Annotated in this window: 20 protein-coding genes; 8 read left to right on the forward strand and 12 right to left on the reverse strand. The window is 44.9% G+C overall.

The window, feature by feature from the left end:
* Positions 1-92: 92 nt before the first annotated feature.
* The 4 genes from VIA_RS09155 to VIA_RS09170 all read left to right on the forward strand — a co-directional run bounded on the left by VIA_RS09155 (position 93) and on the right by VIA_RS09170 (position 5,633).
* On the forward strand, positions 93-1,031 hold the full coding sequence (locus VIA_RS09155; RefSeq protein ID WP_004412619.1) for a helix-turn-helix domain-containing protein: 939 nt from the start codon (positions 93-95) through the stop codon (positions 1,029-1,031).
* Positions 1,032-1,141: 110 nt separating this feature from the next.
* Positions 1,142-2,671: a nitric oxide reductase transcriptional regulator NorR gene (gene norR / locus VIA_RS09160; RefSeq protein WP_004412621.1), complete on the forward strand. Its 1,530-nt coding sequence runs from the start codon at positions 1,142-1,144 to the stop codon at positions 2,669-2,671.
* A 192-nt stretch (positions 2,672-2,863) separates the two neighbouring features.
* The gene (gene hcp, locus VIA_RS09165; RefSeq protein ID WP_004412623.1) at positions 2,864-4,525 is read left to right on the forward strand and encodes a hydroxylamine reductase; all 1,662 of its coding nucleotides are present in this window, start codon (positions 2,864-2,866) and stop codon (positions 4,523-4,525) included.
* Positions 4,526-4,598: 73 nt separating this feature from the next.
* Positions 4,599-5,633, forward strand: a complete 1,035-nt coding sequence (locus VIA_RS09170; protein WP_004412625.1) for an FAD-binding oxidoreductase — start codon at positions 4,599-4,601, stop codon at positions 5,631-5,633.
* Between the two features lie 44 nt (positions 5,634-5,677).
* Here the strand turns inward: VIA_RS09170 and VIA_RS09175 are convergent, their stop codons facing one another.
* Complete coding sequence (locus VIA_RS09175; protein WP_004412626.1) at positions 5,678-6,574, reverse strand: EamA family transporter; 897 nt, start codon at positions 6,572-6,574, stop codon at positions 5,678-5,680.
* Positions 6,575-6,677: 103 nt separating this feature from the next.
* Between VIA_RS09175 and VIA_RS09180 the strand changes: the two genes are divergently transcribed.
* Positions 6,678-8,069: an aminotransferase-like domain-containing protein gene (locus VIA_RS09180; RefSeq protein ID WP_004417012.1), complete on the forward strand. Its 1,392-nt coding sequence runs from the start codon at positions 6,678-6,680 to the stop codon at positions 8,067-8,069.
* 57 nt (positions 8,070-8,126) lie between these two features.
* On the opposite strand, the gene VIA_RS09185 is transcribed toward VIA_RS09180, so the two are convergent.
* From VIA_RS09185 to VIA_RS09220, 8 genes are all read right to left on the reverse strand, one after another.
* Positions 8,127-9,500: a YjiH family protein gene (locus tag VIA_RS09185; RefSeq protein WP_004412630.1), complete on the reverse strand. Its 1,374-nt coding sequence runs from the start codon at positions 9,498-9,500 to the stop codon at positions 8,127-8,129.
* Between the two features lie 356 nt (positions 9,501-9,856).
* Positions 9,857-10,855: a succinylglutamate desuccinylase/aspartoacylase family protein gene (locus VIA_RS09190; RefSeq protein ID WP_004412632.1), complete on the reverse strand. Its 999-nt coding sequence runs from the start codon at positions 10,853-10,855 to the stop codon at positions 9,857-9,859.
* Positions 10,856-10,977: 122 nt separating this feature from the next.
* Complete coding sequence (gene pepE / locus VIA_RS09195) at positions 10,978-11,709, reverse strand: dipeptidase PepE (protein WP_004412634.1); 732 nt, start codon at positions 11,707-11,709, stop codon at positions 10,978-10,980.
* Positions 11,710-11,720: 11 nt separating this feature from the next.
* Positions 11,721-12,956 (reverse strand): peptidase T, encoded by a 1,236-nt coding sequence (gene pepT / locus VIA_RS09200; protein ID WP_004412636.1) that lies wholly within the window; start codon positions 12,954-12,956, stop codon positions 11,721-11,723.
* Between the two features lie 12 nt (positions 12,957-12,968).
* Complete coding sequence (dcuC, locus tag VIA_RS09205; RefSeq protein WP_004412639.1) at positions 12,969-14,330, reverse strand: C4-dicarboxylate transporter DcuC; 1,362 nt, start codon at positions 14,328-14,330, stop codon at positions 12,969-12,971.
* 46 nt (positions 14,331-14,376) lie between these two features.
* Entirely contained in the window at positions 14,377-15,231 is an 855-nt protein-coding gene (locus VIA_RS09210; RefSeq protein ID WP_004412640.1) for a MurR/RpiR family transcriptional regulator, read from the reverse strand.
* Between the two features lie 216 nt (positions 15,232-15,447).
* Entirely contained in the window at positions 15,448-15,876 is a 429-nt protein-coding gene (locus tag VIA_RS09215; protein ID WP_004412641.1) for a MarR family winged helix-turn-helix transcriptional regulator, read from the reverse strand.
* Positions 15,877-15,899: 23 nt separating this feature from the next.
* Entirely contained in the window at positions 15,900-16,526 is a 627-nt protein-coding gene (locus tag VIA_RS09220; protein ID WP_004412643.1) for a cytochrome b/b6 domain-containing protein, read from the reverse strand.
* Between the two features lie 145 nt (positions 16,527-16,671).
* Between VIA_RS09220 and VIA_RS09225 the strand changes: the two genes are divergently transcribed.
* Both VIA_RS09225 and VIA_RS09230 read left to right on the forward strand, forming a co-directional pair.
* Positions 16,672-17,097, forward strand: coding sequence for a cytochrome c (locus VIA_RS09225; protein WP_038211064.1), 426 nt, complete (start codon positions 16,672-16,674; stop codon positions 17,095-17,097).
* A gap of 47 nt (positions 17,098-17,144) precedes the next feature.
* On the forward strand, positions 17,145-17,807 hold the full coding sequence (locus VIA_RS09230; protein WP_004412647.1) for a hypothetical protein: 663 nt from the start codon (positions 17,145-17,147) through the stop codon (positions 17,805-17,807).
* Between the two features lie 41 nt (positions 17,808-17,848).
* Here VIA_RS09230 and VIA_RS09235 read toward each other — a convergent pair whose 3' ends face one another.
* Genes VIA_RS09235 through VIA_RS09245 form a run of 3 tightly spaced genes read right to left on the reverse strand, consistent with a single transcriptional unit; the run spans position 17,849 to position 20,724 of the window.
* The gene (locus VIA_RS09235; RefSeq protein ID WP_004412648.1) at positions 17,849-18,754 is read right to left on the reverse strand and encodes a DMT family transporter; all 906 of its coding nucleotides are present in this window, start codon (positions 18,752-18,754) and stop codon (positions 17,849-17,851) included.
* Between the two features lies 1 nt (position 18,755).
* On the reverse strand, positions 18,756-19,499 hold the full coding sequence (locus VIA_RS09240) for a 2OG-Fe dioxygenase family protein (RefSeq protein ID WP_004412650.1): 744 nt from the start codon (positions 19,497-19,499) through the stop codon (positions 18,756-18,758).
* Positions 19,500-19,509: 10 nt separating this feature from the next.
* Positions 19,510-20,724, reverse strand: a complete 1,215-nt coding sequence (locus VIA_RS09245; protein WP_004412652.1) for an argininosuccinate synthase-related protein — start codon at positions 20,722-20,724, stop codon at positions 19,510-19,512.
* Between the two features lie 98 nt (positions 20,725-20,822).
* Between VIA_RS09245 and VIA_RS09250 the strand changes: the two genes are divergently transcribed.
* Entirely contained in the window at positions 20,823-21,734 is a 912-nt protein-coding gene (locus VIA_RS09250) for a LysR family transcriptional regulator (RefSeq protein WP_004412653.1), read from the forward strand.
* Positions 21,735-21,738 lie beyond the last annotated feature (4 nt).

A 21,738-nucleotide genomic window follows, 5' to 3' on the forward strand; every position in this document is an offset into this window, starting at 1 on the left:
CATTATGCGAGCAAAACTTCACCACCAAAATTGGCTTAATAGACAATGTTCGTTAATATTAAGCCAAATGGTGTTTACCCAAGGATCGGAAAATGAATCGTGTCGCTATCCTCGCCCACTCGCATGTCACGCTATTTGAGATGTCCTGTGCCGTCGAACTGTTTGCTCTACCAAGGCCCGAATTTGAAGATTGGTATCAAACCGATGTGATCAATATGGAAAATAAGCCGATCAGCACGACAGGCAATATCGTTCTCACGACTCAATACACGGATAGCCTTGAGAAATACGACACTTTAATTATCCCTGGCTGGCCAACATGGGACTACCCTATCCCTGATATCATTGAACGTGAAGTATCCAATTTTGTCTCAGCGGGCAAACGCTTACTGACATTATGTTCTGGGGCCTTCTTACCGGCCAAATTAGGGTTACTTGATGGTAAAGTCGCGACGACGCACTGGATGTACGAAAAAGCCTTTCGTGAACAATTCCCACAAATTCGCTATCAATCTGATGTCCTGTACGTTTTTGATGGCAGCATCGGTTGCTCTGCGGGTAGTGCATCTGCCTTAGATCTTGGCTTAGCCGTAATTCGTCAAGACTACGGATATGCGATTGCTAACCAAGTAGCGAAACGTTTAGTGGTATCTGCACATCGGCAAGGTGGACAAACGCAGTTCGTCGAAACGCCAATATTAGAAATACCGAACCAATTCTCTGATGCTTTAGATTGGGCAAACCAAAATTTAGATAAGAGTATCAGTGTGGATGCGCTTGCGAACAAAGCCAACATGTCACGTCGAACCTTTGATCGGAAATTTCGCGCTAGTTTTGATTTATCGCCAAAAGAGTGGTTGATTCAACAACGAGTCGAGCGCGCCAAAGGACTTTTAGAGAATAATTCAACATCGATCGAGCGCCTTGCCAATCAAGCAGGCTTTGAAAATGCGACTACAATGCGACATCACTTCAGGCGCTTAATCGGCATTTCTCCGCATCAATACCGAAATCAATTCAACAACAAATAGTCGCCTACTTGACCAAAATCAAGTGTATAGCGTTTATACCCTTTAGTGCGATGTAATAATGACATCCACTTGTTAGGATGCCTGCAAACCTATACTGCAAGGCACCCTCAATGCATCAAAACATGAACAAAGTGCTGCTTGATATCGCACTGAACTTAAGCTCAAACCTAACCAATGAAACACAATATCAGCATCTAATTGATGGTATTGATCAGGTCTTTCCGTGTGATGCGAGTGCTTTGTTTATTTTTGATGAAGATGGATTCTTAACTCCAGTTGCCGTGAAGGGGCTATCGAGTAGTGTACTTGGGCGACGTTTTTTTCCAAAAACGCATCCTCGCCTTGAAGCCATAATGCAGAGTAAACAGCCAGTGCGTTTTGACGCCAACTGCGAGCTGCCTGATCCTTTTAGCGGCGTCCTACTCAGTGAAGAAGCCGAATTGGATGTGCATGACTGTTTAGGTTGTAGTTTGCATGTCGATGGCCAACTGGTCGGGATATTAACGCTCGACTCAATGACCGTCGGAGCCTTTGACGCCATTGAGTCCGTTACCATTGAAACCTTTGCTGCTCTGGCTGCCGCAACCCTGCGTAATATCGGTCAAATCAAGGCGCTGAAAGCGCAAAACAAAAAGCAGAAACATGTCACCGAGACACTAATCCAACAGGCTCGTTCGAAAGAAGGCGAGATGGTTGGACTTAGTCCTCAAATCCAGCAGCTCAGAAACAACATCGCGACGGTAGCCCAATCGGATTATGCCGTGCTGATCACCGGTGAAACGGGTGTTGGTAAGGAGTTGGTTGCTCATAGCGTCCACGCGCAGTCTCATCGTAACAACAAACCTATGATTTACGTTAACTGTGCCGCACTGCCTGAAGGTCTGGCGGAAAGTGAACTGTTTGGGCACGTTAAAGGCGCATTTACCGGTGCAAATAGCTCACGCGCTGGTAAGTTTGAATTGGCCGATGGCGGTACCATCTTTTTAGATGAACTCGGAGAGCTCCCGCTCCTTTTACAAGCTAAGTTACTGCGTGTGATTCAGCAAGGTGAGTTACAGCGAGTCGGCAGTGATAAGCACCTATTGGTCAACGTACGCATCGTTGCTGCAACAAACCGAAATTTAGAAAAAGAGGTCGAAGAAGGAACCTTCCGCGCCGACCTTTATCATCGCCTGAATGTGTTTCCTATTTCCGTTCCTCCACTTAGAAAACGTGAAGGTGACATTCCCGTACTCGCAGGTTATCTACTCGAAAAGGTTCGCAGCCAATTTAATATTCCAAACTTACATTTACATCCTAAAGCGTTAGCTCAGCTAGAATCACAACAATGGCCTGGTAATGTCCGCGAGCTTGAGCATACGTTAACACGAGCGGCATTAAGAGCGATTCAAGAACAGCAACACATCATTACAATCGACCATTTTGATGGGCTCTCGACCCGTCAGGATGTAAAAAACACATCAAAGTATTTTCCAGAACAAAGCACTGGAATGCGTTCATTGGTCGAAGAGTACCAAAAAGATTTGATTCGTCACTCACTTGAAAAGTCGGACAAAACTTGGTCAAAAGCCGCAGAGTTTTTGCAGATGGATCGTGGCAATCTGTACCGTATGGGAAAGAAGCTCAACATCGATAACTAACTCACCTCGATTTTCGTTGTAAAAAACACATCAACAACGATGTGTTTTTTACAACCACTCGTTGAGGACTTCCACGATAAACCATACAAAATCAAAGACTTATAAATTGGCACGTTACCTGCTCTTACAGTGACATATAAAAGTAAGCGGACTCATTCGCTCAAAACAAACAACTGTTACTGGAGACTCGCAATGTTCTGTATTCAATGTGAACAGACTATTCAAACCCCGACTGTAAAGGGCTGCTCATTCGCACAAGGTATGTGTGGTAAAACTTCTGAAGTTTCAGATCTACAAGATGTGCTTGTTTACACACTGCAAGGCGTCTCTTACTGGGCAGAGCAAGCGAAAAAGTTCGATATTATCGACAATGAAATCAACCAGTGGGCTCCACGCGCTTTCTTCTCAACACTGACCAACGTCAACTTCGATCCTGAGCGTATCCTTGAGCTTTCTGCGCAAGCGGCACAATTTAAAGCGCGCCTAAAAGAGCAAACACTTGCGGCTGCGAAACTGGGTAATGTTGAACTAGAACAAGCACCAAGCGTCGCTGATTTTGAGCTTCCAGCAACAGCAGAAGCAATCTTAGCTTATGCTCCACAAGTTGCGGTAAACCGCGGCTACCAAACCATCAGTGAAGATGTGATTGGTTTGCGTCTACTTTGCCTTTACGGCCTAAAAGGTGCAGCGGCTTATATGGAGCATGCTCGCGTACTTGAACAAACTGACAATGATATTTTTGCTGAGTATCACCAAATCATGGCGTGGTTAGGCACTGACCCTGAAGATCTGAACGCACTGCTTGAGTGCTCAATGCAAATTGGCTTAATGAACTACAAAGTGATGGAGATGCTCGATCACGGTGAAACTGAAACGTTTGGTCACCCAGAGCCTACCGCGGTTAACGTCAAGACAGTCAAAGGTAAAGCAATTCTGGTATCGGGTCACGACCTGCACGATCTAGAAAAGATCCTTCAACAAACGGAAGGCAAAGGCATCAACGTATACACGAACGGTGAGATGCTACCTGCACACGGCTACCCTGAGCTTAACAAGTACCCTCACCTAGTCGGTAACTACGGTAGCGCATGGCAAAACCAGCAAAAAGAGTTCGCTAACTTCCCTGGCGCGATAGTGATGACGTCAAACTGTTTGCTAAACCCTAACGTGGGCCAATACGCCGATCGCCTATTCACTCGCAGCATCGTCGGCTGGCCGGGTGTTGCACACATCGAAGGCGATGATTTCAGCCAAGTTATCGAATGTGCACTTGCCCAAGACGGTTTCCAGCACGATGAAATTGAACAAATGATCACGGTAGGATTTGGTCGCAACGCATTAATGAAAGCGGCTCCTGCCGTAGTTGAGCAAGTTAAAGCAGGCAACATCAAACACTTCTTCCTCGTGGGTGGTTGTGACGGAGATAAATCTGAGCGTAGCTACTACACAGACTTCACTGCGCAAGCTCCAGAAGATAGCGTCATCCTAACTCTGGCGTGTGGTAAATTCCGTTTCAACAAGAATCAATTTGGCGACATCAACGGTATTCCACGCCTTCTTGATGTTGGCCAATGTAACGATGCATATTCAGCAATTCAGCTTGCACTCGCACTATCTAAAGAGTTCGACTGCGACATCAACGAACTACCGCTAACCTTGGTTCTATCTTGGTTCGAGCAAAAAGCGATCGTGATTCTACTGACTCTATTTGCTCTAGGTGTAAAAGGCATTTACACCGGCCCAACCGCTCCTGCGTTCTTAACTGATAACCTAATCAAGGTCATTCAAGATAAGTTCGATATGCGCAGTATTGGCAGCGTAGAAGAAGACCTAAAAACGATCCTAGCGGCTTAATCCCTTCACTGCTCACGCCCAGTACTTAGAGTGTTTAGCTCTTGGTATTGGGCGCTTTTGTACGAGAGAAACGATGTTTATTGAATGGCAAAATAATCAACCTGCAAAAATGCGTTGCGTCGATAAATGGAACGAAACGGACGATACGGTTAGCATCAAGCTTGAAGCAGCCGATGGCAGTCACCTTCACTTTAGTGGCTTTAAGCCCGGACAGTTTGTGTCACTTGGATTCGAGCTAAATGGGAAAATCGAATACCGCGCCTATTCCCTCGCTTCAATGCCCGGCGATGACCATCTTAAACTTACGATTAAACAAGTTGAAGGTGGTCTGGTGTCAAATCACGTCATCGACCAATTTAATATTGGCGATTCTGTCGATGTATTGGCGCCTACAGGACCATTTAATAGTGTCGATTGCCCGCCCAAGAAAAAGGTCGCTTTGCTCAGTGCAGGCTGTGGTATTACCCCTGTGATGTCGATGGCTTCAACTTGGCTACGAGATAAAGAGAATATCGACATTACCTTTATCCATATGGCAAAAAGTGCAGATAAAACCATCTACTTTGATCAGCTAGAATCAATGGATGCCGCCAATGACAACTTCGATTTTAAGTTACTACTTAAAGACAATAGTGGTACGCGTCATCCACAGGGACGCCTCGACAAAGAGTGGCTGAATACACTTTGCCCAGATATTGCTGAGCGCACTGTCTACCTTTGTGGCCCAACTCTGTTTATGCAAGATATGGAAAGCAATACCTTAGCGCTTGGTGTTTCTCTTGAGCAGTTCCACCAAGAGAGCTTCACCCCCATCGAAGCTCATTCAGAAAACGAATCCGGTGGGGTGGTTCAATTTGAAGTGCCCGCATTTGGCGTCGCAACCGAAGTGGCTCAAGGCTCAACCCTTGCGGACGTATTGGAAGAGAACGGCGTGCCGATCATCATTGCTTGTCGCAGCGGTATGTGTGGTTCATGCAAATGTAAAGTGACCAAAGGCGAGGTCTCACGCACCAGTACTGAAACCTTGAGCGAAGAAGATATTGCCAATGGTTACACCCTAGCTTGCTCCAGCCAAGTTCAAAGTAACGTAGAAGTCGAACTGGTTTAGCTTAAATCGGCACCAAGCAAACGTTGTTACTTGGTGCCGTTATTTTAACGAGCCAACGGTGCCTTATGGCTCATTTTGAATGAGGAAGCCTTGACTGGTTTAACAATCAGCCCAATGCCAATCAAAAACAGTCCAGATGCCACTATTTGCGCCAATGACAGCACCTCGTCATACATAAAATAACCACTAATCAAGGCAAAGACTGGCACTAGCAAAGTCAATGGTGCAGTGGTACTTAACGGGTACTTAATCAGCATCATGTTCCACACCCAGTAACCGAATAAGGTGGTCGGGTAAGCTTGAAACACCACGGCAATCGTCGTGTTCCAGTCCCACAGTTCAACGGCTTGCCATAGAATTTGCTCACCATGCAGAGAAACCGCAAATAACACTAACGGAATTGGCGCAAAAAGCATTCCCCAGACATTAAACGCAAAAGCTTGGGTTGTTTGTGATTTTTTCACGATCACGCCCATTAATGTCCAACTACACGCTGCAATCATGATTAAAATAACGCCACTAAGCGTAACATTGCCCGTGGTCGCTGAAACCAATACCACCAACGCACACAGCGCCAGAGCCGCGCCGACAAGCTTTCGAAAAGGCGCTTCGTCTTTGAAGATCACAATCCCCACAGCCATACCAATGAGTACGTTTCCAGACAGCAGCACCGACGACATCCCGGAAGATAGCCCAGCAGTAATTGACCAAGATGCCATGCCCCAGATCCCAACACCAAAAACCAACCCGTAACTGACTAGGTAACGCCAAGCCACAGTCGGTCTAGGAATAAAGAAAATTGCAGGGAGTACCGCCAACGCAAACCGTGCCGCAGTCGCCAGCAGAGGGTGGACATTGGTCACTCCCATCTTGATCATCGAGAAGTTAAATCCCCAAATCGCCATAACGAGAACAGCCAATAGCAAATCATTTCTTTTCATATTCATCCCTCCTATGTTTTTCAGCAGTATCCCTTGAGGCATGAATCAGATACAGATACAATTTTTAAAACAAAAACCAGTACAGTTGAGTTTGAATACACGGATGAGTATCTATAAGCAGCTAGCCGAACAATTTATTGAAGAGATTGAGAGCGGTAAACGTACAGAGGGTGGCAAAATGCCCTCACTGAGGCAACTGGCTAAGCAGCAGTCGGTCAGCATGTCGACAGTGGTGAGCTGTTATCAAGAGTTAGAGTCTCAAGGATGGATTCATGCCCGGCCGCAAGCTGGCTATTATGTATCGCCGCGTCAACTCTCTCACCTTACCCCTGACTTGGTACAGTTTGTCAGTAAGGTCTCTCACGTTAAGAGAAGTGCCCCCACTCACAACGCACTCAATGGTCCACTAGGTGTCTCTAGTACCACCAACGACGATCAATCCATCACCGAGTTAGAGCGTAGTTTTCGACGCTCACTTCGACGCATGGGGGATCGCATCAATCATTACCCTAACATCCAAGGTGAACCGTCCCTGCGTGATGCACTGGCTAGTCATTTCGCCAAATTTGATCATCATTTTTCTTCAGACGAGTTAGTGATCACCGCTGGGTGCATGTCAGCAATCAAAGCGGCATTAGAGTCTTGCAGTGAAGAGGGCGATACCATTGCTATCAGCTCTCCTTGCTTTAATGGCATCATAGAACTTCTTGGTCAGATGTCGCGCAAGATTATCGAGATTCCATCTCTGGACGACGGGGTCGATCTAGAGCAACTTGAAAACCATCTTAAGCACCAACGTGTCGATGCCGCGATTTTTTGTACCTCACATATGAACCCTCAAGGGATCAATATGTCCGCTAACCAGAAGCAAAAACTCGCCCAGTTGGCTAACCAATATCAAGTCCCGGTTATCGAAGATGATGTCTATTTAGAGCTGTCTTACTCATCCCACACCCCACTGCCCGCCAAATATTACGACAAAGATGGTTACGTCTTATGGTGCGGCTCAGTATCCAAAAGCCTCTCACCAAGCTACCGACTAGGCTGGTGCTTACCGGGCCGATATTTCGAGCAGTATAAAACCCAGTTCGCCGCCGCCAGCTATGGTGTCGCCTTACCGACTCAGCTAGCTGTGGCAGACTTTATTGAGTCCGGTCAGTATGCAAAACATGTCAAACGAAGACGAAATCAGCTATTAACGCTAAGGCAAGAATACCTCACTTACCTAACGAACAAGCTGCCTAAACAGATCAAATTGAGTAACCCTCAAGGGGGAATGGTGCTGTGGATTCAGATCCCACATCTCGAGCATAACGCATTTGCTGAACAAGTTGATAAGCTCCAATTGGATATTCGTCTTGGCAGCTTGTTTAGCACGTTAGATCTCTACACTGACTGCATTCGAGTCAACATGGGCTTTCCACTCCAAGATAAAGCAAAGCAGGATTTGGACACGCTAATTGCGTTGATTATTAGCCATTCGAAACTGAATTAAAAACAAAAGCCCGATAGACAAATGCCTATCGGGCTGTAAGTTTCACCGCTGTTCTAGTTAAAAGATAGCGTGTGCCACTAGAACAATGATTGGTAAAGTCACTAACGTTCTTAGCAGGAAGATTGCCATCAGCTCTAGGAAGTTAATTGGCACTTTACTGCTTAGAATGACAGAGCCCGTTTCTGACATGAAGATAAGCTGAGTAACTGACAGAGCTGCCACAACAAACTTGGTTAAGTCAGTACTAATCGTCGATGCTGCAATGATCGAAGGAACATACATATCGGTAAAGCCAACCAACATTGTCTCTGCCGCCTCCGCTGCTTCTGGCACATTTAGCATATCAAGCAGTGGGACAAACGGCGCGCCCATTAGTGAGAAGATTGGAGTTGCCTCAGCAACGATAAGACCTAAGGTACCAATCGCCATTACCACTGGAAGTACACCAAACACCATATCCAGCGCGTTACTGAAACCTTCTTTTGCTACTGAGCCTAAGCTTTTCACTTTGTCAGCACGTTTTAGTGCTAGCTCAAGACCATAGCCAGCGGTCGATTTGCCTGCTGGTACTAGCTCATCGTCACGGTTTGGTGCTGTACCATCAATGTAGAGATCTTTCTTGTATGACAGAGGTGGTAAGAACTGAATCACCATCGCCGCCACCACGCCCGATAGACAGATAGCGAAGTAGAACGGTACAAAATAGTTCGCTAAACCGACCTGAGTAAGAACAACGAGCGAGAACGAAATACCCACTGGTGAGAACATGGTTGCCACAACCGCAGCTTCACGTGCTGTGTACTTTTTATCTTCATACTGCTTACTAGTCAGGATAACACCGACCGTACCATCACCTAGCCATGAAGACATGCAGTCAATCGCAGCTCTACCCGGTAGACGGAAAACTGGGCGCATAAACTTACTTAGTAAGGTGCCTAGCAGCTCTAGAAGGCCAAAGTTCAGTAGAAGTGGCAGCAATAATCCAGCTAAGAAAAAAGTCACAAGCAGTGATGGCAGAAGATCGTTTAGAACCAGTCCACCTGTATTGCCATTCCAAATGATCTCTGGACCGATTTGATGCAGTGCTAGCAGAGTAAATACCGCACCTAGAGTACGAATGGCCAACCAAGTTGGTGTAAGAACAAAAAGTCTAGTCAGCAGAGGAGATTGAGTAACAAAAGTTGGCTTAATAAGACTTGCGGCAATCGAAGCAATCGCAGAAAAACAAATGACTCCAGTTACGGTTGGTAGAATTGCATCACCAAGAACCGCTTTAAATGCTTTCGCCATTAAAGCTAAAGGAAAGGTAAAGCTACCGTCGTGAGTAAGTGGCGCAAGGAAAAAGAACAAACCCAATAATGATGGAATCGCAAACATCAGCAGGTTTCTGCTTGATTTTTGGCTCTCTTGGGCAAGAAGTGTATCGCTCATCTGACTACTCCCTAGATGACTATAAACTCATAAATAATGAATAACTTTTCAATGAAATTGATTATATCCGCAAAAAACGCCAAAACAAGGCAATAATGAAAATTTATTCACCATTAATAAAAATAAAATCAAAACCACTCTCCATTTAACATTCACAAACCAGAGTTTTAATCTTTTATTTACACAAGGACACTTTATCTAGATAGCCAAACACACTTAGCCCTGTAAGCGGGCTAAAGGATAGCTCTAATTGAAGAAGAATTTGAATATTTATACAAGTAAGGGAGATTTATAAAGTCAGAAAAAGATGAAAGGAAGGATACCCAACACAAGAAAAGTCAGGTATCCATCAATGACTAATGAATCAGTCGAACTACCAGCGAGCCAGGAGCACGTACCGATTCAACATTGTGACTGATCACTGTACCTTGCGTAGGAGAAAAGTAGGTTTGAATTTCATCACCAAAACTGTTGTATTGCGTTGCAAGCTTCTGACCGGTTTCAACGGGCTGCATTAACTCAACGTGGCAAATCACAAATCCGCCTTGCTCAGCTCTAACACTGGTGATGCTATTGCCCTCAACACAGTTTTGCTCAGGGGCAATCACGTCACCTTCAAGCAGTTGATAGTCACGCAAGACGTTCATTACCCCAGCGGTCGCGCGTTCTACCATCTCTAGATCGGTATAACGTCCAACGCCAACCTCGATGGTGATCGATGGAATACCTGCGCGATTATAAACGGTTTCTAGGATGCCAGGGTCACCAGGATCGTTAAGAATAACGTCAGGGTTAATAAGCCTCGCCATGCGAATCGCATCCTCAATTCGGTAGTCGGCAAAAGCGTACAGAGGATATGCGCTACCACTGGTTTGAGAATGAAGATCAATCGCTAAGTCCGCATTAGGTTTGAGTAGGTTTTCCCACAAGCTATGCGCATAACGGCTGGCATCATCCCCTTGTGGGTTGCCGGGAAAAATCCGATTGAGGTTCGCCGAAGAGCTATCTGGCGCAGCAGAGTGAAAGTCTCGACTGTGACGAGCGATACCCGATAAGTTCACGGCAGGGACAATAGTGATACAACCTGAAATATCCTGCCCTTCAAGCTCACGCGCGATTTTCTGCGCGCTTAAAATGCCATTTTGCTCATCACCATGAACACCCGCGGTAATCACAATACGCTTACCGGGTTTGGCGCCTTTAAATACTCGAACAGGAAGCGTTTGTGGATGACCAATCGCGTCGGTGGCAACAGCAAACCAAAATTTGTGCTCCCCTGCTTCAAGCGCATCCACATCCAGTGCTTGAATGGTTGGGTACATAGGCACAATGCATTCGTTTAATGGTTTGGTCATGGTAATCCTCAAAAACAAAAGGCGAGCACATTGGCTCGCCTTTCTAATCATCTCTAACAAGCTGAAGCTACTTTAAACTGTCTTCGCATGCTTGAGTAGTGAACGTGACATTTTTGTGATGGCTAGATGCCCTCATCCATAAGAAACTGTACGTCTTCTTGAGGGGCAAACGTCACTGCTTCACTCTGATGTCTGAACAATTTAAGAGGTTTGCTATTCGCTGAGTGGTAAGTCAACTGTTCTCCCTCTACTTGCAGCATGGTTCCTTCAGGAATACCCACCACCACTTCAGAAGGGTTCATCACCAAAAACTCTTCAATACGTTCATCACGAGTTTCGCCCATGTGACCAGAAATAGAGCCATCAATGTAGTGAGGGTTAATCTGGAATGGCACCAAGTTCAGTGCAGGAAGAATAGCAGCGCTAATAATCGGCATATCATTCGTGGTTCGAATTGTCGGCGTCGCAACGTTGGTCCCAGCACTCCAACCAATGAAAAGTTTATCTTGCTTTAGCACTGCTTTACGAATCGCCGCGATAAGCCCATTGTCATGCAACTCTCTGTTCAGTACCCACGTATTTCCGCCACTGATAACAACGCCATCCGCTTCTTCAATCGCTTTGACTGGGTTATCACAGGTATGGATACCAACAATCTCACAATCAAATTGAGCAAATGATTGCTGAACTTGTTCTGTTCTTTCGTCGTAACTTCCGCGTATAACCGCATAAGGAATGAAAACCAGTTTCTTCGCTTGCGTCTTTTCTATCATTGGCGCAATCCACTCAAAGCCGTACTCTAAAATTTGAGTGTTTCCCGCAATTTTACCATTACTAAAAAGCATTACATTCATAGTATTACCTGCTACTGACTGAATTTATTATGTGTAATTAATACGATTTTCTGGACGACCTCACTAGCGGATCTTAGTGAATTCACCGGTAGATACTCGTAGATGGAATGAAAATTGTGAGCACCCGTAAAGAGGTTAGGACAAGGTAACCCTTTCTGTGAAAGCACTGCCCCATCATAACCGCCTCTCATCGGTATTTGACGCATCTCTATATCGCAATCTTGATACGCTTGCTGAGCAATATCAATCGGGTAACGGTTGCTTCCTTGCAAACTATTGGCGACATTTTCATAGCGATCACTCAATTCAATCTCTACACCACCATAAAGGTCGCTCATCTGCTGAGCCAATCGACCAAGAAAAGCCATGCGCTTGTTGTAACCCTCTAGGCAAAAGTCACGAATATCAAGCTTAAGTATGGTTTTCGCACTGTTTCCAGACAGCTCTTTAACCCAGTAATACCCTTCTCTGTTTTCGGTATACTCCGGCGCTTCACCCGCAGGCAACATAGCGATAAATTTGTGGGCCATGAGTAACGAGTTTTTCAGTTTCCCTTTGGCTGACATCGGATGCGCGGATTGCCCGGTAAACGTCACCACAGCATTGCCCGCATTCCAGTTCTCACACACAAATTCGCCAATACCGCAGCAATCGAGCGTGTAACCAAAATCGGCGCCGAAACTCTCCACGTCGAAGGCTTTTGCTCCTCGAAGCCCCTGCTCTTCATCAGGCAGGAATGCCACTTTGACAGGGCCATGGGGAACATCAGGATTCGCAGTGAAGTATTGCAACATATCCATGATGGATGCGATCGCCGCTTTGTCATCCGCCCCCAACAAGCTAGTCCCATCAGTCACTAAAATCTCTTGTCCGCGATATTGAGCAAGCTCTGGGAACGCTTTTTCGGTCAAGTGAATATCTAGCGCTTCATTCAAGCAAATCGAGTCACTGCTATGAGTCGCAATCTGTGCATTGGTATCGGCTTTTTGCTCAGCACTGGTATCAAGGTGGGCGAAAAAGGCAACCGTCGGAGTGTGTACATCAATATTGGCTGGCAGTGTCGCCGTAACAATTGCTTTGTCGCTAACCTGAACCTCTTCTAGACCGAGTGAAAGTAATTCCTGCTCGAGTTGTTTTGCCAGCACCATTTGCCCAGGGGAAGAAGGCATGATGCCCGCGGCACCCTTTTCCCTATCGGTAGTGGTATTAATTTTGGTATAGCTCAAAAAGCGTTCAACAATATCCATAATACTTTCCTGTTACGCTAACATCTGAGAAACAACTAACACCGTCGCTAGACCACCTAGCATCGGAATTGCGGTACGTTTTGCCAACTCAATAGGAGAGACGTTCGCAACGCCAGCACATGCAATCACTACCCCTGCAACCGGAGAAGCTGAGCGCATCAAACCTGAGGCTAGCTGCATAGGTAAAGCAACCGCCGCAACCGACGCACCTACTTGTCCTGCTACATCCGGCGCTAAGTTAGAGAAACTAAAGAACGACGCATTTCCTGAACCTGATAATAAGGTCACGACCGTGATAATTAGTACCAGTACCAACACCATTGCTAGATAGCCAAAGCCAAGACTAGACGCTGAGTTAAGCAACATTGAGATGAAGCCAATGGATTTTAAACCCGTTACAAACACTTGCGCAGAGATGATCAAACTCACCACACTCGCAAATACTGCGCCCATACCATCAAGGTAGACCTTGAGAGAGGCGGCTACCGATTTGCCGTCACGAGTCACAATGTAATCTGCGACCATAGAGACAAATAAGGCGATAAACATAGCGGTAACCACGTTCATCTTGATGCTGGTAACTGCGAACTTGCTGAAAGTCAGAAGTAATAGAAGGGGTAGCACAGGCAAAATCGCAAACCATTTTGGTACTTCGCGCTGCTCTTTCATCTCTAAGTTAAAGTCATGCTCAACGCCATTTTCTGCATCTTTACGGTCAAAGTATCGCTGACAAACAAAGTGCAATGCGGCAATAACGAACATGGCAACACCCGCGACAATCATCTGGTAACTGATGAAGTAAGTCGCCACATCAATGCCCGCCACTTCTGCGGCTTTATTCGCTGCCGAAGACGCTGGACCTAAGTCCAAACATCCTGTTGTTGCAACAACCGCTGCTGCTGCCGCTGGATTACAACCGACACCGACTAATACTGGGTACATCGCCACTAATAGTAGTAATGCCAAACCTGTTGCACTAGGAATAAAGATATTAATCAACTGACCAGTGATATACGCCATAGCCAAAACAAGGTATGGGTTCTTTATATGCGATAGCGGCTTAGTGGCAATTTTCACCATCGCATTCGCGGCACCAATATGACTCATATACTTAGAGAAACCACCGACCGCCATAATAATTAGGCCCAGTTTCGCTAACGTTGAGGAGGAAATGACTTTAATCACTTCAAAGAAATCGACAATAACCGAACCGGTCGGTTTACCGCCTTTCGGCATGAAGTCTTCGTGACCTGTAAGCACGCCCAAGGCAATCATCAAAAGGCCGGCCAGTAATAGAACGGACTGAGTATTGTATTTTTTAATTATAAAATACCCGACAAAAAAGATAATAGGAATCGCTAGGTAAGTAATCATATTACACCTCGAATAATAGGGATCAGAATTTAAATTTATTTATAAGCTAGTTAGTTTTAAAGAAATCAAAATCTCCAAATGTTTTTTCTATCCTTGAAAATCTATCTTCTTTATTTTCTACGTTTGACATACCTTTAATAAAAGCTTCAATTAAAAATAGGCCAGATGTTCGGTTATTAAATATCCCTTCGCTCTGACTTTCTACTGAAAATAATATATCTGCGTAGGATACAAATGGGTTAACTGCCTGATCGGTAAGCACGACCACCTCTCCGCCATGCTCTTTAAACCACTTAGCAAGACGTAATGTAATATTGGAGTAGCGATGGTATGAGATCGCAAAAAGCGTATCATTTTCGGTGACATCTACTAGTTGATGCGGCAGTGTGGAAGGGTCCGCTTTGATAAGAACAACGTCTTTACGCAAGTAACGAGCGAGAAGGTAGAAATAGTTCGCCAACGCTTCCGCTGAGGCACTGCCGATAACATAAAGCTTGCCTTTAGGGTCAGTAAATGCATCGATGGTACTTTGAAAGTTTTGGTGAGAAAGCTGATTAAACGTGCCTTCAAGGTTGGACTTAACCTCTTGATAGTGTTTAGTTAAAAGGCAACCTGATTGGCTTTCTAACTGACCATTCATGCACCTGTCTATAGGAGTTGATAACTCTTGAACTAAATCATCGGAAACACACTTTTTAAATTCAATAAAGCCGCTAAATCCAAGTCGGTTAAGGAACCGCCCAAGGGTCGCTTTACCGACACCGACTTGCTTACATAGCTCGTCGATTTTGGCAAAAGGGAGCACAGTATAATTATTGCTAAAGTAGCGAACGATCAACTGCTCAGCGCCACTTAGTGCCCCGAGCTGATTAACCTGCTCTCCAAACTGTTTTTTATTCATCCCATTTTCCCATAAGAAAGTTCTTATGGGATAATTTTCCTATAAATATAATGAAACAAACAAGGGAAGCTATTTTTCCCATACAAAATGTGTGACTAATATAAAAATAGAACGGAGATATGAGATCAGGGACACAATATATGCCCCTAAATTAGTAAATGAATAGTTAAATAAAGGTTTAATTATTGAGTTAATATTCTCAATGGGAAGTAAAGATTAAACTTGGCTGACCAATTTCTGCAGTAGACGAATCAACTCCTTCTGCTCACTTGGCTCTAAAACACTAAGGTAATCTTTGTTCATTCCTGATGGAATAGGGATAAGCTCATTTTTAAGTGCTCGGCCCTCATCAGTCAGGTAAATGCGGAAAGAACGGCGACTTGCAGGGTCAACTTGACGCTCGACTAAGCCGAGCTTTTCCAACTTATCTAGAGTGCGTGTCGTTGTGGAGTTTTCGACTTTGGATTTCTTGGCGATATCACGTTGAGTCACCCCTTCTTCTTCCCATAAACACATCAAAGTTGGCCACAATGCGATGGTCAAGCCATGTTTTTTAAGCTCATTATCAAAGAGTTTGGATGCGTCATTCGCTAAAACGTTAATCAACCAGCCAAAGCTCGTTTGTCTATCAAAATCGTGACTCATGGTACTACTCACCTTCCGTTTCACTAAGATGAAAATGCAATTATTGCCATGGTAACTGATGCGCTCACAACAAGCATTAAGAATGCACGCAGTTGCGACACAAATTTTACCGACACACTATCAGTTAGGCGGAGTTGTATACCAGTGATCATCGCTTTGGTCAGTGGTTTACCACGTAGTTTATAAAACAATACAGCACCAACATGTAACCCAATCATGACAGGAAGTAGATTCACTAAACCAAAGTGAATGGACTCTAAAGCACTAAACAGACCATCAGTTAACCAATATTGTGCCAATGGAAGGCCATCTAACAGTCCTGCTAAGGCTAGACCCGAAATACATTGCAGCAATAAAGCACTGATCATTATCATCACCATCCAGCCACCTGCCGGGTTGTGCCCTGCTGCTTCAGGTTGACGACCTAATAAGTAGAGCACTACCGTCTTTGGTGAGCGTAAAAATTGGCGAAAACGACTGGTTTCACTGCCAATGACTCCCCAAACAATTCGCCACACTAGCAGCGTGAATAAGACCAGACCCAGTTGAACATGTGGACCATTTCCGTTGAATCCGCTCGCCATCAACCCTACAAATAGTCCCGCTTGAGCCCAGTGATACAGGCGTGTCGCTAAATCCCATACTTTCATTTGTTACTCTCTTGTGTCATTCATCTCAATCGATTTGCAATAATTTACACAGCAATAGTTGCAATTGCAACTATTGCTGTGTAAATTAACTTCAACAACGAGGAATGATCCTCAGTTGATCAAACAACCGAACGGGATAACAAACGTGAAAAAGACCCTAACCACTCTACTTGCTGCTTTGCCTTTATGCGTATTTGCTCAACAAAACGTCATCGAGCAGCGCCAAGATGCGTTCAATGACATTGACTCACTCGCGAAACAAACTGAAGAAGCGTTAAGCAAATCAGATATCAACTGGCCACTTATTACTGAGAACAGTGAATCATTAAAAAATCATAGTCATGCCTTGCTGTCACTCTTTCCTCAAGGAAGTCAGGAAAACAGTAAAGCCAAAGCATCCGTTTGGAACTCTCCAGACAAGTTTCAACGACTGCTTAAGCAGATGGACGACGGATTTCAAACCCTCTATCAAGCTAGCCTGAATCAAGACTCTTCAGTAGCAGAGCTCGGGTTAGAGAGAGCACAAGACACATGCGGCAGTTGCCACCGCAGTTACCGTTCGCGTTGGTAACCACCAAGCACACACATATTCAGCGATCAATAACATAGGAAATAATTATGAAAACACTAACTTTTGCAGCACTTATCACATCACTCTTTACCACCACTATCGCAACTGCCGCTGATTTTGGCGTCGAACTGGCTTGGAATACCAACGACGCTCAACAAGTCTTAGATACCATGCCAGAACAAAAAGCCGCCTTTGGCGAACTGATCAAGAAAGGGGAAATAAAAGACATGTTTGTTTACCGCTCCCAGCTCGATGGCCGCTCAGTACAAATGCTTCGTTTTGTGATTGAGGCGGATAACCAGCAAGAGGTGAGCAACAAACTAAAAGATCTTCCTTTATATAAGAAAGAGTTGGTAAAAATCGCCAATATCCAACCTATGGGAGCGAAATGGCTAGATAACACGCCGGTGTACAACAACTATGGCGTGACGATCACTTGGAAGGAAGGAATTGAGGCGCTAGAAATGGATCGTGTGCTCGCTATCGACTTGCAGCGTGTCATCAGTTTAAACCAGGCGGGGCTTGTTACAGCATCTTACTTAGATACGCAAAAACTCGATAATGGCGTAGTTCGCCCAGTCTATTCAGTGTCATTTCTAGCCAAAGATGCCAAGCATGCTCAAGACCTAAGCCAACAGTTTGAAGCCGTGACACTGGGTTACGCGTCAACTCAAATCACGCACTTAGGACATAAAATCAATATTCAATAATTCAACACTAAAAGCGGGCTCTCTTGAGCCCGCTTTTCGTTTTACGATTCTTTGGTTGAGGTCACTATCACACTGAACAAGATCAACGCGCCACCAGCAACTTGTACAACGCTGAGCGACTCTTGCAGCCACACCATGGCAAATATGGCCCCGAACAAAGGCTCACTACCCATCAAAAGAGAAACTCGTGTTGGTGATGTGCGGCGTACTGCGTAGTTTTGCACGTAGAAGGCAAACAGAGTACAAAACAGTACCAAGTAAGCTACGGTAATCCAAAATTCGGTACTGGTAGGAATAACAAATTCGGTTGCCGGTAAATAAGTCACCGCACAAACAATTGCGACACACGCAACCACTAACGACTGTAGTGACGTCAGTGTACTGGTGGTAATCTCTTTTCCTTCCGTAAAACGCTTAGTTAATGTAACCATCAGTGCACGCAGTAAAGCCGCTGTCAGAATAAAGTAATCGCCGGTATTCAATGACAGTTCAATGCCCTCATTACTGGTCAGTAGTAACACACCCATCACACTGCACAGAGTGAGCATCCATAGGGTGTTACTTACTCGCTTCTTATTAATGATGAGCTCGGCAAACGCGGTCAAGATGACAGACAAACTTATTAAAAACGCCGCATTCGATGCAGAGGTCTGCGAGACCCCAAACACTTCACAGAAAAAAATCGCCGAGAGTATAAATCCGGTCGGTATGGCGATCTTCCAGTCTTTATTTAACCCTCGGCGAAAGTCTCGGATCACTACAGGTAGCATACATAGAAAAGTGATCGAGAAACGAATCGAAATGAATACCAGCACACTGGTGTAAACCAATGCACTCTTTGTTAAGCCATAGCTTGTTCCCCAAAATACCGCTACTAACAGCAGCAATGATTCGGTTAACGGAAACTTAAAACTTCCTTTTTTTAGTAATCCCGTAGCCGTTGACATCCTATTCTCCTATTTTTGTAAACGCGATAACGAGTACGTCCCTGTACGCGCATTTTTCTGAATTATCGGGGTGTATTGGTGACACTTCATGCATGGTTTTTTCATCGTCTGCCATGACAATATCCAGTGTCTTATCTAGAGTAAGCCGCTCTAGAACCTGCTGTCGGTCATCAGTGATGGTTGTTTCACCACCGACCATATTGACCTTATTGATCAATAATGAAGCGATATAAGTCACTCCGTCTCTATGCAGCCCTTCCGGTGTTGGTCGGCCCACTTCCGAATGGTTCGCCACAATTCGATAAGGGTGTAGACGAATATTCCAGTCTGTTTTTTTTCCTTCAACAGCGTCATAGACATCACTCATAAGAAGCAGCAATTTTTCCAATATAGGAGAGGTAACAAACTTACTGGTCAAAGGTTCAAAATGGCGTTCAATATCACCGTTAAGAGTGTTGATATAGGCAGGCTGAACATACGGTTCATGTGGCAATATTGTTATCTGTCGCCCTTGGCCAAGTTTATTGAACTGACCATAGCGGCGATAACGATAAGTCCCGCCATCCGCCATGTAATGATCTCGCTCTAATTGATTCCAACAATTCTTGAAACGAATCACTTCGTCTACATTAGTCGTGAGCATATTCGTCATCTGCTTACCACTGATGAAAACATAGTGGTTTTGCGCTAAAAGACGTGAAATAACCGAAGCGTGCCTATCGACTGGCGTTTTTATTGTATCCATACCGACCTCTCTATTTGGTCATTTGATGAACTTGGGCTTTGGTAACGGAGTCCAACCTGCGTAGACTTCTCTTCTTCGCGGTTTGAATCTCCCAATGGTCTCTATCGCGTATGTATTTTGGGTTGTCAGCTTTGATACTGGTCGCCAATACTTGACCGCGTGAGAGACTGAATAAAACACTGCCAGAGATAGACTCGGCAGTGTGGGCGATGAACGCATAGCTCGAGCTTTGCAACAAACTTCCCCATCGGCCTTCGACAGCCTCTTGAGTCCAAATGTCGTTATGCATTGCTTTTACTTTGAGAACATCAGTAGGTAACGTTGCTGTTTCCAGCAACTTATATGCTTTCATAAGGATGTGTGCTGCGGGTGCTTCTCGCACCTCTAAGACTTTTTCATCCTCATCTAGGTGGTCGAACCCTACATATCGACCGATTTCATACGCGCCAACGTGGTTGTTAATGAAAGCAATTAGGTCTTCAAGTGGCATAGGTAAATCATTGATTGTCACCGGATACCCCTTGCGAAATCCAATTTTCACTTGGTCCTTATCAAATTGTTTTTCTCTGTTCCATTTCGACCAAGTAAACAATGATTCGGATAAAGTGAAGGCTTCAGGGTCATCAAGAATCCCTGATTCAAACTCGCGGCACCACAGATTTGCATCACCGCTGACATTACGTGACTTAAAGCCAACTAAGCCTGAATGAAACAGCTCCGCTGCTTTATCTTCACGAGTTAACGCCGAATATTCATACGGCGAGCCATAAAAACCTTTATAACCACTCGCTTCGATGGCGCCATTTAAGCGCCTTAAACTGTTTTGCGATTGGTTTGCGGTGTGAATGATCGCTCCGCAGCCGAGCATTTCGGCCAGAGCCACCGCTTTTTGGACAATGATAGGACGAGATAACGACGAGCTAACCGGGTAATCACCTAGGTAAAGCGCTTGTGCCTGAATTGCAGATACAAGGCTATGCTCTACAAACTCCGGTTTTGCATCGATTATGCGTAGATCGACACCATAATGATCGGTAATCAGCGTTAGGTTTTCTTCATCAACCCCCTCGCCTAAGTCAATCGCAACTGCTGTCACTTTTACTTTTGACGTCTTCAAAAGATCCAGCAGATAAGTGCTATCTAAGCCGCCACTAAATAGCGTAAGCACGTGGTCAACTGACTTTGAGATGGTTTGAATATCTTCAATACTTCTTAGCTTTTTCATGGTGTCCTTTCCATTCGTCTCTCTTTCATTGACTTATTTAGTATCCATAAGTAACTTAAACGAAACAATACAGCTATTTTGCAAAGGATTTTTGCACCATGGACACAAATAAGCTTATTCCTCTTCTTTCAGAGATGGCAATCTTCGTAAATGTGGTCGAGTCTGGCAGCTTTTCAAAAACGGCGAAGAAGCTTGGACTTTCACCGTCTTCAGTCAGTCGTTCGATCACGCGATTGGAAAACGCCCTAGAAGAGAAGCTACTTGAGCGTACTACTCGACAGATGCGTCTAAGTACAACTGGACAAGAGGTTTACAGCTTATGTAATGACATGATGAACTCAGCAAAAATGGCCGTCTCTGCCGCACAAGCTGACAAAAGTGAAGTATCTGGCTCCCTACGAGTGGCAGCGCCCAAAGCCCTTTCTCGCCAAGTATTAATGCCGATGATTCTCGATTTTATTGAAACCTACCCCAACGTTGCATTGCAGTTGAAAGTTGCTGACCATTACATTGATCCTATTGGCGATGAGGTGGATGTGATTATTCATATCACTGATAAACCAACTGAAGGACTGATTGCCAGAACACTTGATGAATGTCGCTTAATCATGTGCGCCAGTCCCAGTTATATCGAACAACATGGTATGCCTATTCACCCTGACGATATCGCGCAGCACAACTGTTTATGTTTAGGCGAAAACCCGCGTGACCGCGTCTGGGATTTTTCCCATAACTTAAAAAAGGTATCAATTAATGTGAGCGGTTCGTTTGCCGTCAACCACAGTGAAATAAGACGTGAAGCAGTTATTCGTGGTGTAGGTATCTCCGTTTTCCCTGAATTTGCCATTCGCTCCTATATTGACTCAGGGGAAGTGGTCGAAGTACTAAAAGACTGGCATGTAGGCGGAAACTATCAAGGGAAGGTTATTGCTCAGTACGCTCAATCGAAATTCATTCCTGGACAAATCAAAACCTTTGTCGAGTACCTACAACAAAGGTTTCAGGCTTAGCACT

Origin of the sequence: Vibrio orientalis CIP 102891 = ATCC 33934 (assembly GCF_000176235.1) — a bacterium.
In the GTDB taxonomy this organism is placed as follows: domain Bacteria; phylum Pseudomonadota; class Gammaproteobacteria; order Enterobacterales; family Vibrionaceae; genus Vibrio; species Vibrio orientalis.